At 25.8% G+C, this 16,469-nt stretch carries 11 protein-coding genes; 7 read left to right on the top strand and 4 right to left on the bottom strand.

What is annotated here, in order from left to right; all coding sequences use genetic code 11:
• Nucleotides 1-3: 3 nt before the first annotated feature.
• The 5 genes from trmB (at nt 4) to ABIV_RS04590 (ending at nt 5,930) form a co-directional block, all read left to right on the top strand.
• Entirely contained in the window at nt 4-1,197 is a 1,194-nt protein-coding gene (gene trmB / locus ABIV_RS04610) for a tRNA (guanosine(46)-N7)-methyltransferase TrmB (RefSeq protein ID WP_114838785.1), read from the top strand.
• Nucleotides 1,197-1,859, top strand: a complete 663-nt coding sequence (locus ABIV_RS04605; RefSeq protein ID WP_114838784.1) for a cell division ATP-binding protein FtsE — start codon at nt 1,197-1,199, stop codon at nt 1,857-1,859. The genes trmB and ABIV_RS04605 overlap by 1 nt, the downstream gene beginning before the upstream one ends.
• Nucleotides 1,846-2,664: a cell division FtsX domain-containing protein gene (locus ABIV_RS04600; RefSeq protein WP_114838783.1), complete on the top strand. Its 819-nt coding sequence runs from the start codon at nt 1,846-1,848 to the stop codon at nt 2,662-2,664. Before ABIV_RS04605 ends, ABIV_RS04600 begins: the two co-directional genes overlap by 14 nt.
• Nucleotides 2,657-3,961: a murein hydrolase activator EnvC family protein gene (locus ABIV_RS04595; RefSeq protein WP_114838782.1), complete on the top strand. Its 1,305-nt coding sequence runs from the start codon at nt 2,657-2,659 to the stop codon at nt 3,959-3,961. Before ABIV_RS04600 ends, ABIV_RS04595 begins: the two co-directional genes overlap by 8 nt.
• Before the next feature lie 121 nt (nt 3,962-4,082).
• Nucleotides 4,083-5,930 carry a GGDEF domain-containing protein gene (locus ABIV_RS04590; RefSeq protein ID WP_114838781.1) on the top strand — a complete coding sequence of 616 codons (1,848 nt, stop codon included), beginning with the start codon at nt 4,083-4,085 and terminating at the stop codon, nt 5,928-5,930.
• Between the two features lie 22 nt (nt 5,931-5,952).
• Here the strand turns inward: ABIV_RS04590 and ABIV_RS04585 are convergent, their stop codons facing one another.
• Complete coding sequence (locus ABIV_RS04585) at nt 5,953-6,285, bottom strand: hypothetical protein (protein ID WP_114838780.1); 333 nt, start codon at nt 6,283-6,285, stop codon at nt 5,953-5,955.
• Nucleotides 6,286-6,436: 151 nt separating this feature from the next.
• Between ABIV_RS04585 and ABIV_RS04580 the strand changes: the two genes are divergently transcribed.
• Nucleotides 6,437-7,009: a class I SAM-dependent methyltransferase gene (locus ABIV_RS04580; protein ID WP_114838779.1), complete on the top strand. Its 573-nt coding sequence runs from the start codon at nt 6,437-6,439 to the stop codon at nt 7,007-7,009.
• Nucleotides 7,010-7,016: 7 nt separating this feature from the next.
• On the opposite strand, the gene ABIV_RS04575 is transcribed toward ABIV_RS04580, so the two are convergent.
• The gene (locus ABIV_RS04575; protein ID WP_114838778.1) at nt 7,017-9,455 is read right to left on the bottom strand and encodes a PAS domain-containing sensor histidine kinase; all 2,439 of its coding nucleotides are present in this window, start codon (nt 9,453-9,455) and stop codon (nt 7,017-7,019) included.
• A gap of 24 nt (nt 9,456-9,479) precedes the next feature.
• The gene (locus tag ABIV_RS04570; RefSeq protein ID WP_114838777.1) at nt 9,480-10,271 is read right to left on the bottom strand and encodes a substrate-binding periplasmic protein; all 792 of its coding nucleotides are present in this window, start codon (nt 10,269-10,271) and stop codon (nt 9,480-9,482) included.
• Nucleotides 10,272-10,444: 173 nt separating this feature from the next.
• Here ABIV_RS04570 and ABIV_RS04565 point away from each other — a divergent pair, with 173 nt between their 5' ends.
• A complete protein-coding gene (locus ABIV_RS04565; protein ID WP_114838776.1) occupies nt 10,445-13,813 on the top strand; it encodes an ABC transporter substrate-binding protein in 3,369 nt (1,122 codons plus the stop codon).
• Between the two features lie 33 nt (nt 13,814-13,846).
• Here ABIV_RS04565 and ABIV_RS04560 read toward each other — a convergent pair whose 3' ends face one another.
• Nucleotides 13,847-16,399 (bottom strand): methyl-accepting chemotaxis protein, encoded by a 2,553-nt coding sequence (locus ABIV_RS04560; RefSeq protein ID WP_114838775.1) that lies wholly within the window; start codon nt 16,397-16,399, stop codon nt 13,847-13,849.
• Nucleotides 16,400-16,469 lie beyond the last annotated feature (70 nt).

The raw sequence follows: 16,469 nt of genomic DNA, 5'->3' as shown, positions 1-16,469 counted from the left end.
TATATGCCTCATATTGTATTTAATAAAATAAACAAAGAATTAAATGTACCATCTTCACTTGATGGTACAAACTTTAACTTTATTGCAAAGTCATATAATTTTACTGATAGTCCTAGAAAGACAGAATATAAAATTTCTACAACAAGAGATAAAAAAGAGTTTTTGTTAACTCTTAGAGAAAAAGAAGAGAAACTACTTCTTAAACCAGATAAAGTTACAAGAATTAGTCCTGTTCAGTTAATTAAAGATTCACTAAACTCTTATGCAAAAATTACTGAAGCTGAGATTGCTTTTTCAAATACTCAAAACTTTTCGCAAAAAGTTGAGCCTACTCAAGAGTATTTAAAAGATATTGACTATTTTGTAAATGATTTCAATACAGATAAAGAGATTCAAATTGAAATTGGTTTTGGAAGTGGAAGACATCTTTTACATCAAGCAAAAACTAACCCTGATGTTCAATTTATTGGTTTAGAGATTCATACTCCTTCTATAGAGCAACTTTTAAAGCAAATTAAAATACAAGAGATAAAAAATATTTTAGTTGTAAATTATGATGCAAGACTTTTTATGGAGTTTATTAAATCAAATAAAGTAGGAAGAATTTTTGTGCACTTCCCTGTTCCTTGGGATAAAAAACCACATAGAAGAATTTATTCTAATGATTTTATCAATGAAGCACTAAGAGTTCTTAAAATAACTGGAACTTTAGAACTAAGAACGGATAGTAGAAAATATTTTGATTATTGTGTTGAGTTATTAACAAACCTTCCAAAAGGTAAAATCACAATAGATATAAATAAAGATCTTGCTGTATCTAGTAAATATGAAGATAGATGGAAAAGACAAGGGAAACATATCTATGATGTAGTTTTAACTTGCGAAGAGAATGATGCAGAGATTAATCATGAATTTGATTTTAGCTTTAAAAAAGAGATTAACTTTTTAGAAGTGATTAAAAGAATTCCTACAAAAACACTTGTAGAAAAAGATTATTTTGTTCATGTAGAAGATATTTTCACTATAGAAAATAAAGAGAATTCTGGGCTTATTCAAATCACTTTTGGAAATTTTGATAGACCATTAAGCAAATATATTTTAGTTGAAGAAGGGAAAGCTTCATATTTTCAAGACTCACCCCTACCAACAAGTGCAAATATTAAAGCACACCAAAAAATTAAAGAGATATTAGAATAATGATAGAAGCCAAGAATATATATCTTTCTTATGATGAAAATAAATATGTTATAAAAAAAGGTAACTTTTCAATAAAAGAGAAAGAGTTTATATTTATTGGTGGAACTAGTGGAAGTGGTAAATCAACTCTTCTAAAATCTTTTTATGGAGAAATTCCTTTAAAGCATGGGGAACTGAAAATTGCAGGACAAAATGTTTTTGGAATAAAAGGAAAATCCTTAAGAAGTCTAAGAAAAGATATAGGTATTATTTTCCAAGATTATAAACTTATTAATGAATGGACTATTGAAGAGAATATTATGATTCCATTAAAAATCAATGGTTATTCAAACGATATTTCAAGAGAACAAGCAACAAAACTTTTAAATCATGTTAAGTTATCACATAGAGCTGGTTATTATCCAAATGAACTAAGTGGTGGAGAGCAACAAAGAGTTGCAGTAGCAAGAGCTTTAGCTCATAACCCTAAGATAATCATTGCAGATGAACCAACAGGTAACTTAGATGATTACTCTGCTGAAGTTGTATGGAATCTATTAAAAGGAGCAAATGAGCAACTAGGAATTACAGTTGTTGTTGTTACTCACAGAGTTCCAAAAAACTTTGGTATTAGATTTAGACAATTATCTATTGAAGATGGAATAATTTATGAAGTTTCTTAAAAATACTTTTGCCTTTGTTGTACCACTTACAGCAATGCTTTTATCATTTATTATTTATCTATTTTCATCAAATATATTAAATAACTATAAAATAAAAATTGCAAATGATTATTCTATTGTAGTTATAACAAATACTCCTATTATAAAAGAGGATATTACAGAGCTTGGTGGTATAAAAGTTGAGAAGATTATAACCTTAGAAAAAAATGCAATAATTGATAATATAAAATCTGATTTATCTTCTACTTCAATTGATTTATTAAAAAAGAAATTACCTCATTTTTATAAAATTAATTTAGAGACCTTCCCCACAACAAGTCAACTTGAAACTATAAAAGATAAATTATATGCAAATAAAAATGTTAGAAAAGTAGAGATTTTTTCAAAAAATCATAATAGTGTCTATTTATTGATGTTATTACTTAGTCAAATCTCTTTTATACTTTTTACAATTATTACTATTTTTGCAGTTATTATGATTTCAAAACAGATAAGAATTTGGTTTTATGAACACCATGAAAAAATTACAATTTTAAAACTACATGGAGCTTCTATTTTATATAGTTCTTCAACTATTTTAAAATATGCAATTATTAGTTCATTTATCTCATTTTTTATTGTTTCTGGAATATTTATCTATTTAGTTGATAATATTGGTGTATTGTTGCCTAATGATTTAGAAAATATTGTACAAGTTACACTATCTTTTGATGAATCACTAATGAAGATTTTTCTTCTTTCTTTTGGTATTTCAATACTAACTATTATAGGTGTATTATTAAAGTATAAAATAAAATATGATTAAGAAATTAACTCTACTATTTATAGTATCAATCACTCTTTTAGGAAACTCAACAAAAAGTATTGATAAAAAAATTGAAAATAATAAACTAATTCTACAAAAAAATAAAAAAGAGCAAGAACAAAAAGATTTACAAATAAGAATTCTTGCAAAGCAAATTGATAATCAAAATAAAGAGTTATCGAGATTAGAAAAAGCTATAAAAATAGTAAATGAAGATATAGAAAAACATCAAACTCAGCTATCAAAAGCAAAAGATGCTCTTGTTTCTTTACAAAAAGATTCAAAAGATTTAATTAATGAGAAAAAAAACAATGAAGAGAAAATTGTAGATACAATTATCAATGAATTTTCTTCATCTATTGCTTTAAAACTTGCAGGAGAAAGTAGTGTTCAAGAGCTAATTGACTCTGAGGTTTATACTATTCTTTCTCAAAACTCTAAAGATGAAATCATAAAAATAAATAATAACTATGAGTTAGTGACTCAAAATAAAAAAGAGAATCAACAAAAAATAAATAAAATTAGTGACTACATTGAAGATAGAATAAAAAAGAAAAAAGAGTTAAATATTTTAAAAAGAACACACTCAAAATCTTTAGTATCTTTGGAAAAAAAACATGAAGAGTATCAAGTAGAACTAAAAAAGACTGTTCAGCAACAAGACTCATTAAAACAACTTCTTGGAAAATTAAATATCTTAAAAAAAGAAGAGATTGAAAAACAAAGAAAAGCTGCAATTGAAAAAGCTAAAAGATTAGCTGCTTTAAAGAAGAGACAAAATAAAAAAGCTCAAAAAAATGCAGATTATGAAGTTAGTGATGAAGATAGAAATAATAGCTATGCAAAAAATCTTGACCTAGATGTAAGAATGATTGGTTCTTCTACATCTGGAGTAAAAATTTCAAAATATAGAGGGAGAAAAACAATAGCTCCTCTTGATTCATTTCAAGTTGTAAAAAAATTTGGTAAATATTTTGATCCTGTTTATAAGATTGAATTATTTAATGAATCTATTGTTTTAAAAACAAAAGTACCACAAGCAAAAGTAAAATCAATTTTTAATGGAAAAATTGTATATGCTAAAAAAGATGCAGGTATGCTTGAAAATGTTGTAATTGTACAACATAGAAATGGTTTACATACAATCTACTCTCATTTAGACCAAATTTCTCCATCTTTAAAAGTAGGAAGATGGATTAAAAAAGGTTATGTAGTAGGAAGAGTAAGTAACACTTTAACTTTTCAAGCAACTAAAAATGAAATGCACATAAATCCAAGAGATCTCTTTAAAATATAATATTCTCAATTATATTAAATTAAATGAAAATAAAATTTAATTTTTATATAACTTATCTAATTTTTTTTTTAGATTTATTAAGGCTAGTTTATATAGAATACTCCCTTAAAAAAGGTATGCAATGAGAAAAAATATTACGCTTTATACAATTGTTATGATAATTATGCTTTCTGTTACTATTTCTATATTTAGTTTATATAACTTAAGAAAAACTGGAATTAAATCTGCAATACATAATGCACAATCTATTTCAGAAGTAGTAAAAAGTGGATTAACAGCACATATGATAAATGGTAATATGCAAGAAGTTGATACTTTTATAAACTCTGCTTCAAATATTAAAAATGTTGAACAGTTATGGCTAGTAAGAAGTAAATATGTAAATGAACAATTTCCTACTTCTCATCTAAAAAACCCTCCAAGAGATGAGTTTGATAAAGAAGTTCTTCAAACTGGTAAAATGAAATATAGTATTGAAGAAGAGATAACTAGCACAACAGTAAGAGTTACCATTCCATATAATGCAGTAGCAGAAAAAGGAATTGATTGTCTTAAATGTCACCAAGTAAAACAAGGGACAACCTTAGGAGCTGTTTCTATTGTATTAGATATAAGTACTATAAAAGAGATTGGTATTGAGTCAATATATGTAATTACTGTACTAATTTTAACAACTATTATTCTCTTTATCTTAGTAAGTAAAAGACTAATAAACCCTTATTTAAGACTATTTGATAAATTTAAATTAAATATTAATCAAGCAACTCATGGAAGATTTAAAGGTATTGTTCCTCCAATTGGTTTATCAGCAGAAATGATAAATATCACAGAAGATTACAATAACCTAATACAATCTTTTAAAGACACAGCAATAGATATTGATAAAAAACTAAAAGGCTTTGTAGGTTTTAAAAACTCTACTAAAAATAGAAATCCTTTAAAAGATTCAAAAGAAATTATTGATAACTTATCAAATCTTTATCAATTTAAAAAACAAATTGAATTAGATAATACAAAAGAAGAGATTTATAACAGACTAGCAGAGGTTTTAAAAAATAAATTTAATCTAAAAAACTTTACTTTTATTGAGATTGATACTAAGAAATATAAGATGTCAAAAATGTTAGAAAGAGGAGAATCTTTTTACTGTAAAGATGCTTTATTAACTAACCCTGAATCATGTAGAGCAGCAAGAACAAAAAGTGATGTGATGTCAGTTGATTTTCATAATAGTTGTCCTCACTTCAATAGCAAAGATAAATTCTATTACTGTTTTAATGTTGATATTACTCAAAATTTATATCTAATTATAAACTGTGTTTGTGATACAAAAAAAGAGTTAGAAGAGTTAAAAGATAAAACAATTTTTATCAAAAGTTATTTAAAAGAGTCTATTCCTTCAATTGAAGTAAAACTATTAATGAATGCTTTACAAGAATCTGCATTTAGAGATGGATTAACAGGTTTATATAATAGAAAATTCTTAGAAGAATATACTAAAAAAATGCTTCCACAAGTAAGAAGAGATGGAACAAAAATTGCTTTATTAATGTTAGATATGGATCACTTTAAATCTGTAAATGATGAGTATGGTCATGATATTGGAGATAAAGTACTAAGAGAATTAGCAAGAATATTAAATGAAACAGTAAGAGAATCAGATATCATCATTAGATATGGTGGAGAAGAGTTTATGATTCTTCTAATGGGTGTAAACTCAGCTGATGATGCTTTAAGTGTTGCTAGAAAAATTGGAGATAGAGTAAGAGAAAATGAAATAGATGTATATGCGGGTACAAAACTAAGAAAAACAGTTAGTATTGGTCTTTCTATGTATCCAGAAGATTCTACATCTTTTGAAACAATTATTAAAAATGCAGATATTGCTTTATATAAAGCTAAAAATAGTGGAAGAGATAAAGTAATTAGATTCGAAGAAGAACTTGTTTCAAGTGTTGATTTATTTTAAGAGTAAAACTTTATAATAAGTCTTACTCTTCTAAATAATCATGAGTTATACAATGCTCACATCTAATAATATCTTCATATTCAATGGTTTGTAACTCTAACTCACTAAACTCTTCTTTTATAATTTTAATGGCCTCTTCATCTGCTGAATATAAAATAGATTTACCTTCAACATTACCACTAACAACTTTATCAGTTTTAGCAAGAACTTTTTTTAAACTCTCTTCCCAATATTTAAGTAACTCTTCATTATCTTCTAATTCATCATAACGAATATCCCATTGAGCACATAAATCAGGTAAAAGTCCACAAGTTCTTTTATCATAAAAATCTATTGTTATTCCTTGAAGTTTCATGACAACTCCTTATGTATATATTTTAATTTTATACCCTCTGCTCTTAATAAAATATTGCTAAAAAAATTAGTAATTAAAATTAAGATTATTAATCTTGAACACACTCTTAATTAAAGTAGCTGTATAATACTAAAAACTTAAAAGAGATAACATGGCACTTGAAGATAAAATTAAATGGAATAATAAATATAAAAATACCCCTACTTTATTAGAAGATAGACCTCAAAGTAATAAATTAAGTGAAGTAATTTCTTTTACAAAAGGGAATAAAGCTTTAGATGTAGCTTGTGGTTCTGGACGAAACTCAATTTTTCTTGCAAACAATAATTTTTTAGTAACTTCAATTGATATTTCAGAAGTTGCTCTTGAAGAATTAAACAATAAAAATAATAAAAACATCACAACAAAACTTGTTGATTTAGATAGCTTTGAGTTTGAAAAAGAAGAGTATGATTTAATTATTATGACAAACTTTTTAGATAGAAAAATTATTCCTCAATTAGTAAACTCTTTAAAAGAAGATGGCATTTTATTTATAGAGACTTATATGTTTCATGAAGAGAATGAAAAACCACCTTCAAATCCAGCTTTTTTATTAAGTGAAGGGGAACTAAAAACACTTTTTGATGAAAGAGTTGAAATTGTATTATATGATGAATTTTTTAATGAAGATTTTGAATTATATAAAATGAGAAAACAAGCAATTGTTGTAAGAAAAAAATAGAGTTTCCTTATTTAAAAGGAAGTTCTATTATAAAACAAGCTCCTGTAAAATTTTTACTCATAAATTCAAAGCTTTCATTTTCGACAAAAAGCTTACCTTTCATATGATTTTTTATAATCTCTTGACTCATGTATAAACCTATTCCTGTTCCTTGAGATTGGTGTTTTGTTGTAAAGTAAGGTTCAAAAACTCTTGTCATAATTTTTGAATCTATTCCCCCTGCATTATCTTTTATTTTTATAACAACTTTTTGATCTTCCAAAAAAGAATCTATAAAAATAAATTTATCAGATTTTTTATCTACTAAAGCATCTTCTGCATTTTTTAGTATATTCATCATTACTTGAATAAACTCATTTTTTATACCATAGACTTCTATCTCTTCTTCTAAATTAGTTATTACAGCAATTTGTTTATTTTTTCTATTCATACTTGATAGAGATAAAGATTCATTTATAGTTTTACTTATATTAAAAAGTTTTACTTCTTTATCAAGCTTTAAAAAACCTCTAAAATCTTCTATTGTTTGAGATAAATATTGAGCTGACCTATTTATTGCATTTAAAGATTTTTCTTCATTTTCAGGATCATTTATTCCTATACTTTTTTGTACCAAAATACCAGTTGCAGCAGTTGAAATCACAGATAAAGGTTGTCTCCATTGGTGAGCAATATTTCCTATCATTTCTCCCATTGCAGCCATTTTTGATTGTTGGAAAAGAGCATAATCTTTCTCTTTTAAAAGTTTCTCTCTTGTTTTTTGTTCGGTAATATCACTAAAGATTCCTATATAATTTACTACATTTTTATTTTCATCATAAATAGTATTAATAGTAAGCCATTCAATAAAAAGAGCTCCATTTTTATTTTTATTTGTGATTTCTCCTTCCCAAAAACCTTTTTCTGAGATATTTTTCCACATTTTTTTATAAAACTCTTTTGTATGAACAACTGATTTTAAGATACTTACTTTTTTATTCACAATATCGTTTTTTGTATAACCTGTAATCTTCTCAAAGGCTTTATTTACATCTAATACTGTGGTATTTTTATCAGTAATCATAATTCCATCTCTAGTATTACTAAAAACAGTATATGCTTGCTTTAACTTATTTTCTTTCTCTCTTTTAACTGTTATATCAAGTCCAATAATAACTAAAAGCCTTTGCTCTTCTTTTATTATTGAAGATAGGGTAAAATCAATTATTCTCTCTTCATTAAATTTATTTATTGCAATAAGTTCATCTTGATATTTTTTTTGATAAAAGTTACTAACTTTTTCTTTTATTATCTCTTTATCTTCTTCTCTCCAACACTTTAAATCCCAAAAGCTTTTATTCTTTATTTCTTCAAAGGTTTGGCCTAAGAACTCTAAAGCAAGATTATTCATCTCAATTATTTTTCCATCACAATCAATAACTGTAGCTAAGAAATGAGAATCTTGAAATAGTAGTTTAAACTTCTCTTGGTCTTGAATTTGTCTTTTTTGAAGCTTTAACTCTTGCTCTTTTTTTCTATTATATAAATAGAAGAAAAATAGTGCAATTAAAATACTTAAAATAACAATGATTGTAGTAATTATGAAGAAGTTATATTGTTTTTTATTCCAACTTGCAAGGCTCTTTTCAAAATTTAATTTAACAACAATACTTAAAGGATAACTATCTGTTAAAATATAAGTTACCATATATTTAACATCATCAATTATTTCAATTCCCGTATATTGATTTTTTGAAATAGCTGCTTGTAAAAGGTCACTTCTTTTAATCTTTTTACCAATTTGTCTATGCTCATTTGTAGAGACAAGAAGAACTCCATCCAATCTGATCATTTCAAAAATAATTTCAGAAGAAGAGATATTACTAAAAAATCTATCTTTAAAATAGTCACTATTTAAATTTATAATTACATCAAACTCTTCTTTTCCTAAAACTATTTTTTTCGAAATAGGAATAAAAGATTGTGTAGTTGAATCAAAACTCTCTTCTTGAGTATAAACATCACTTCCAGAGATAAAATCTCTTCCTATCCAAGGAGTATTAATTTTTAAGATTTTATCGTCAAAAATAGGTTTAGGATAGAAGTTTTGATTTTGAATATGTAGACCTATGTTATATAAATTAGAACTAAATTTTATTTTTTCATTTTGAAGAATATTCATTGATCTAATTTGAGGATAGGCTCTTATTATTTCTTCTAATCTTCTATTTATATTTTCATTTTTATCATCAAGTTTTAAAATAGATTTTATATTTACAATTGTTTGTTCAATATTTGCTAAATCTTGGTTTAACTCTTTTGAGAAAGATTTTGCATTTAATTTAGAGATTGTAAGATAGTTTTCCACTGCTTCTTCTTTTAAAATGGAAGAAGAAACTAAAATACTAATTATAATTATAAAAAAGGCAAAAATTACACCTAATAATAATTTTATTTTACTAGCCATATTACTATACCAAGTTTTATTTGATTATTTAAGTTTTAAGATTGGTTCAAGACCATGTTTTTTTGCGATTGAAAGTAGTCTTCCATCTTTTTTAATTTTTCGAATAAAGATTTCAATTCTATTATAGAATTTGTCATCTCCGTAGGCTACTGCCCAAGCATATTCACTTAGATAATATACTTTTTCAGGTTTTACAACTCTTGCCCATTGAGTTTGTGCAAGCATTTTTTTAGCATAAGGATAATCAGTCATAAAAACATCTGCTCTTCCAGCTTGAACTTCTTCTTCTCTTTGCTTAAAACCTTGAATAACAACTAAACTTGCATTTTGAAGTCTCTCTTTCATTACAGTTTCATGATAAGTTTCTTTAGCAACTGCAACTACAACTCCTTTTTTATCTATATCATTCCAAGATTTAATTTTTTTATTAGAAGTAGTTGTAATTGCATAAATATCACTTTGTAAGTGAGCAGAAGTAAATCTAATTTGTTTTATTCTTTGTTCTGTTTTTCCTATTGCATACATTGCAATATCACACTTATTTGTTTTTACATCTTCAATTAAACTAGGGAAAGAACTCTTCACAAATTTTAAATTTACATTTAAATCTTTTGCTAATTCTACTGCTAAATCACTATCAATACCTTCAATATTCTGTGTTCTTGGGTCAACATAAGAAATTCCATAATATTGAGGCCACACACATACTTTTAATTCATTTGTACTAATAACTTTATCAAGAATACTTTTGTCATTTGCATAAGAATTTAATATTAAAAATAGAAAAAATAGAATAGATTTATTAATTAAATGCATCATTAAAACCTCAAATAAAAATAATTTTTAAATTTATTATAAATACAGCTAATTAATCATATCATAATTTTTAATATTTAATATAAAATAAGCTAAAATTTTTAAAGGTAATTTAAAAGTAATTTTAAAATATACATTCTGTATTATTTATGTCTACCTAAAAAGGAAACAGCATGTTAAAAAATAATTTTCTTTTTCTTTGTTTACTCTTATTAAGCTCTACTCTTTTTGCAAATGAAAAAGTAATATTACAACTAAAATGGTTTCATCAATTTCAATTTGCAGGATATTACGCTGCAAAAGAAAAAGGCTTCTATAAAGAGTTAGGCTTAGATGTAGAAATTAAACAAAGAGATTTAAAATACAATAATATTCAACAAGTTGTGGATAATGATGCACAATATGGTGTTGCAGATTCAGTACTATTCTTATATCAAGAAAGAAAAGAACCAATTGTAATTGTTTCTCCAATCTTCCAACATTCTGCAAATATTTTAATTTCAAGAAAAGATAGTAATATCTCAACTGTTTACAATTTAGATAATAAGAATATGATTTTCTATCCGAATGATACAGATGGCTTTTCTATTTTAGCTTTACTAAAAAAATTTCATTTAGACCCAAACCTAATTAGAAAAAGAGAGAAAAACGATTATCAAAAGATTATAAATAAGCAAGCAGATATTATGCCTGCATATATTACAAATGAACCTTATTTATTTAAAGAAAAAGGTGTTGAAATTAATATTATTAATCCAATGAATTATGGTATTGATATATATGGAGATATCTTATTTACAAGTAAAAAAGAAGCATTAGAACATCCTAATAGAGTAAAGAAGTTTAAAGAAGCCACCCTAAAAGGTTGGAAATATGCTCTTGAAAACAAAGAAGAAATTATACAAATAATAAAAGAAAAATATAATACTTCTAAATCAATTGAACATTTAACATATGAAGCTAAAGCTATAGAGAGTCTTATTTCCAAAGATACAATTCCTTTAGGATATTTAGATAAAGGAAGAGTAAAATATATTAATGATTTATATAAAGAGTATGGCTTAATAAAAAATGAACTTAATTTAAATGATTTTATCTTTGAAGATTATATAAATAATAATGATTTAAATCTAACAAAAGAAGAAAAAAACTACTTACTTAATAAAAAAATCATAAAAATACAAAATCTAAAATCTTTTGCTCCTTATAACTTTGAAATTGCAGACCAAGCTAAAGGTTATACAATTGAGTATATGAAACTCTTAGCAGAAGTATTAAATATTAAAGTTGAGTTTATTAGTGCTGAGTCTTGGACAAATGCATTAGAAATGATAAAGAATGCAGAGATAGATCTTCTTCCAAATATTGTTCGAAATCAAGAGAGAGAAAAATATATGGATTTTACAGAATTTTCTGATGTTCATTTTCTTACTGCTTTAGGAGTGAAAAAAAATTCAACTATTAAATCAATGAATGATTTAAAAGGAAAAACTCTTGCTATTTTAAAAAATACCTTTTTAGAAGAGATAATAAGAGAAAAATACCCGGATATAAAGCTACTTACCACTAAAACAACCAAAGAAGCTTTAGAAGCTGTTTCAAATTCTGAAGCTGATGCAGTAATTGATAATCTCTCTACAATTGAATATTTTATTAATAATGATTGGCTTAGTAATATAAAAACTATTAAACTTACTCAAGAGAGTAAACTTCCTATAAATACTCCTTTATATATTGGAGTTAAAAAAGATAATCTACTTTTAAAATCAGTTCTAGAAAAAGCAAATCAAACAATTAAGCATAATAAACTTGCCAAACTAAAAGCAGACTGGCTTATAAAAAATTATGAAGACCATATAGAATTTAGCAAATTAGAATATGACTATTTAGAAAATAAAAAAACAATAAACTACTGTATAGATCCAAACTGGATGCCTCTTGATAAGATAGAAGATAATAATCATCTAGGATTAAGTTCTGAATATATAAAAATCTTTGAAGAAAAACTAGGTGTCACTTTTAATTTAGTAACAACTACTTCTTGGAGCAATACTTTAGAGAAAATTAAAAATGGTTCTTGTGAATTAGTACCTTTTATTCACAAAACCTCACAAAGAAAAAAGTTTTTAAATTTTTCAAAACCTTTTCTTTCTTATCCTTTAGTTATTGCAACAACACTAAAAGAACCATATATTGCTAATTTAAAAGCCATAGGGAAAAGAAAAGTAGCCTATGTAAAAGATTATTCATACAAAGAGACTCTTCAATCAAAATATCCAAATATAGAATTTGTTGAAGTAACTTCTATAAATGAAGGATTAAAAAAAGTTCAAAAAAACAAAGTTTTTGCTCTTATTGGATTATTACCTACTGTTGGCTTTGAGATTCAAAAAAACTTTTCAAATAGTTTAAAAATTTCTGGAGAAGTGGAAGATTTATGGGAGTTATCTATAGCTACTAAAAAAGAAGATTTTGTTTTAAATAGTATTATCAATAAAATTCTATTATCAATTTCTGATGAAAAAAAAGAAAAACTATTTAATAAATGGAACTCTGTAACTTATGAAGAGCATTTAAATTTAGGAAAAATTCTTATTATTGCTACTATTTTTTTATTTATCATTCTTCTTATAACATATAAAAATAGACAAATTAATAAGCTTAATGAAGATATGAAAAAATATATAAAAATAGTAGATGAACATGTTTTAACTTCTTCAACAGATTTAGAAGGAAATATAACTCAAGTTTCAAAAGCTTTTTGTAAAATAAGTGGCTATAAGAAAGAGGAGTTATTGGGTAAAAACCATCGAATTATTAGACATAAAGATACACCTAAAAAGTTATTTATAGAACTATGGGAAACTTTACTTGAAGGTAAAACATGGAAAGGTGAAATCAAAAATAGAAAGAAAGATGGTAGTCATTATTGGGTAAGTGCAAATATCTCTCCTGTATTTAACAAAAAAAATGAAATTATAGGTTACACCTCGATTAGACATGATATAACTGACAAAAAAAGAATTGAAGAGATTTCAATTACAGATGAACTTACAAATCTTTATAATAGACGATATTTTAATGAAATATTAGAAAGAGAGATAAATAGAGCAAAAAGAGACCAACACTATTTTGCCCTTATAATTTTTGATGTAGATTGTTTTAAACAATATAATGATAACTATGGACACCCTAAAGGAGATATTGTTTTAAAAGAGATAGGAAAAACAGTAAACTCTTTAACAAAACGCTCTTCAGATTATGGTTTTAGGATAGGAGGAGAAGAGTTTGCTATAATTTTTACTCCACACTTTAAAGAAAATGCTCTTGAATTTGCACAAATAGTAAATAAAAGAATTGAAGATTTAAAAATAGAACATAACTTTAATAAAGCAAGTAATTATGTAACTGTTTCAATAGGTCTTTATGTAGAAACAGGAGAAAAAATAGAGAGCTCTGAAGCAATTTATAATAATACAGATGATGCTCTATATGAAGCAAAAGAAAAAGGAAGAAATCAGTTTGTTTTATACACAAAATAGAAGAAAGGAAAATCCTCCTTTCTCCTTTTAAGATTATGAGTTTCTTAAATCCTCACATCTATGTTCTTTAATTTTATCAATATAATTAAATACTTTTGAAGTATTCTCTTCAATATCTTGTGCAATATTATGAAGAACTTTATCAGTTTTATCTTTTGCATCTATATCAATATATTTTTGAACATTGCTATGAACTTTCTCATGAGCTATTAATAATTCATTCCAATCACTATTTTTTGTAAAGTTTTCATTTGAATGTGCTGCAATCCATTTTCCAAGGGCACACTCTGTATGAGTTTTAACTTTTGCTGTTTTACCATTTCCTAGCTCTTTAAAGTTTGTCTCTTTAAAAGCGATATGGTCAAGTTTTAATTTTGTAGTATCAAATACTAAATCTACATCACAAACTTGATTTGATTTAGAAGTATCAAACTTTGTTCTATTTATCACAGCTACCAATCTTGAAGCTATTTCACTTAGAGTCATGGCTTTTTGAGAAACTATCTCTGAAGCATTTGCATTCTCTTGCGTAGCTTTATCAAGTTGAGTAATTACAGAATTTATCTGTTCCATTGCTCTTGTTTGTTCATTTGTAGCTAATGTAACTTCATTTACATTACTTGTTACTTGTGCAACTTTTTCATTTAGATAATTGAAACTTTCTACCATTTTATCAGCAGTCTCTTTACCCTCTTTTGTTTTCTCTTGAGCAAAAGTAACTAAATCTTTAATCTGTTTTGCAGCTTCTGCTGATCTATTTGCTAGATTTCTAACCTCAGCAGCAACAACAGCAAAACCTTTACCTGCCTCACCAGCAGTTGCAGCTTCAACAGCTGCATTAAGCGAAAGAATATTTGTTTGGAATGCAATTTGGTCAATTATTGTAATTGCTTCAACAATATCATCAGTTGCATTATCAATCTCTTCCATTGATTTACCAGTTCTATGAGCTAATTTATCATCTTCTGCACTTGTTGTTTTTAACTCTTGTGCAATTTTAGACATCTCTTTTGCTCTTTCACCTGTTGAAACAATTGTAGAAGTTATCTCTTCAACTGCAGCTGCTGTCTCTTCTAACGAAGCTGCTTGCTGTGTTGCAGAAGCAGATAGTTGTTCTGAAGTTGCTGCTAACTCATTTGAATTAATAGATAAACTCTTACCTGTTCTATCAATCATTGATAGAATTTCTGAAATAGAGTCTCCTAAAGCATTTGCTCCTTTTGTTAAAGAACCAATATTTCCACTTTTATCACTTTTTATTTTATAGTCATATTTTGCATTTCCAAACTCAATTAAAGCAAGGGTTACCATCTCAATATTATCTCTTGTCACTTCTAACATTTGATTAATATTTTGTTTTAAAAGTTCAACCTCTTTATTTGAAGCTTTTGCATCTATTTTATATGTATAAAAACCATCTTTTGCTTTTTCCACAATATCGATTGCTTCACTAATAACTATAGCATCTTGTTTTAATCCCTCTTCAATATTATCAAGATATTTATTGAATTTACTAGCTAAAAGCCCTACTTCATCATTTCTTTCAAGCTTTATTTTTTGGCTTGGATCATTGTTTTTTATAAGATCACTAATTGCATTTGTTAAAATATTTAAAGGCTTAATAACTGTATTTTTTAAGTTAAATAAAATAGCAACTAAAACAATTAGACCAAAAACAACTAAAATCAAAATTGAAGTATTAATAAATTTTTCTGCATTATATATTGTCTCTTCAACAATAGCTAAAGGTCTTGCAGCTAAATATAATCCAAGATTTTTATCCCTAAAATCCTTTACTTCTATACTTGTATAAAAATATTTATTACTTATTAAATAACCATCATTTAAAAGTTTATCCATATCAATAGTTTTTGCATCTTCTAAAAACTCTTTATTTACAAACTTTTGTGAAATTAGATAATCTTTAAACTTGTTTGTTTCATCAAACAGTTCTACTTTTTGTACCTTTAAGTCCATTAATAATAAAAAGGCATCTTTCTCTTTATCAAATTTCTTAGCAACAGAATTTAAACCTTGGATAAACTCTAAAGAACCTAAGTGAGAACCATCATCATCTTTTATTGGAACAACCGTTCTTAAACTAAGTCCAGCCTTACCTAATTCCATTGTATTTACAGGTTCATTTGTAGTATTAACTTTAACTACACTATGTCTAAATGAACTTAAGTCATCCCCAAACTTATCTGTTTTCCAAGCTCTTACAAAAGATTTATTATCTTTAGTATGAATATGTACCTTTATATTTTTAAAAGGTGTATGATCTTTCATCTCTTTTGATATAGTTTTTAAACTAAGAATTGCTAATTCTCTGTTATCTTCCCTAAGAGACTTCTTGATTCTTCCATCATTTGCAATTGACAATGCATTTGAAATACCAACATCCATTTTTACTTGGATACTCTCATCTATATGAATTTTTAATTCATTTAATGTATTTTTGTAAATTTCTTCTTCAGTAATATTTTTATAATAGTTAAAAATAAGTAAACTTATAACTAATGAAACAAAAATTATAATTACTGTAACAAAAGAAAATTTTTTCTGAATACTCATATTCTTGAACATTACACTCTCCTTCTAAACACCGTATTATAGCACTTATTGGCTAAAAACATATTAGTAATGGTTATTTTTA

This window comes from Halarcobacter bivalviorum, from assembly GCF_003346815.1.
GTDB classification, from domain to species: domain Bacteria; phylum Campylobacterota; class Campylobacteria; order Campylobacterales; family Arcobacteraceae; genus Halarcobacter; species Halarcobacter bivalviorum.
Note: the sequence above shows the minus strand (reverse complement) of the source record. Positions and strands in the feature narration are given on the sequence as shown.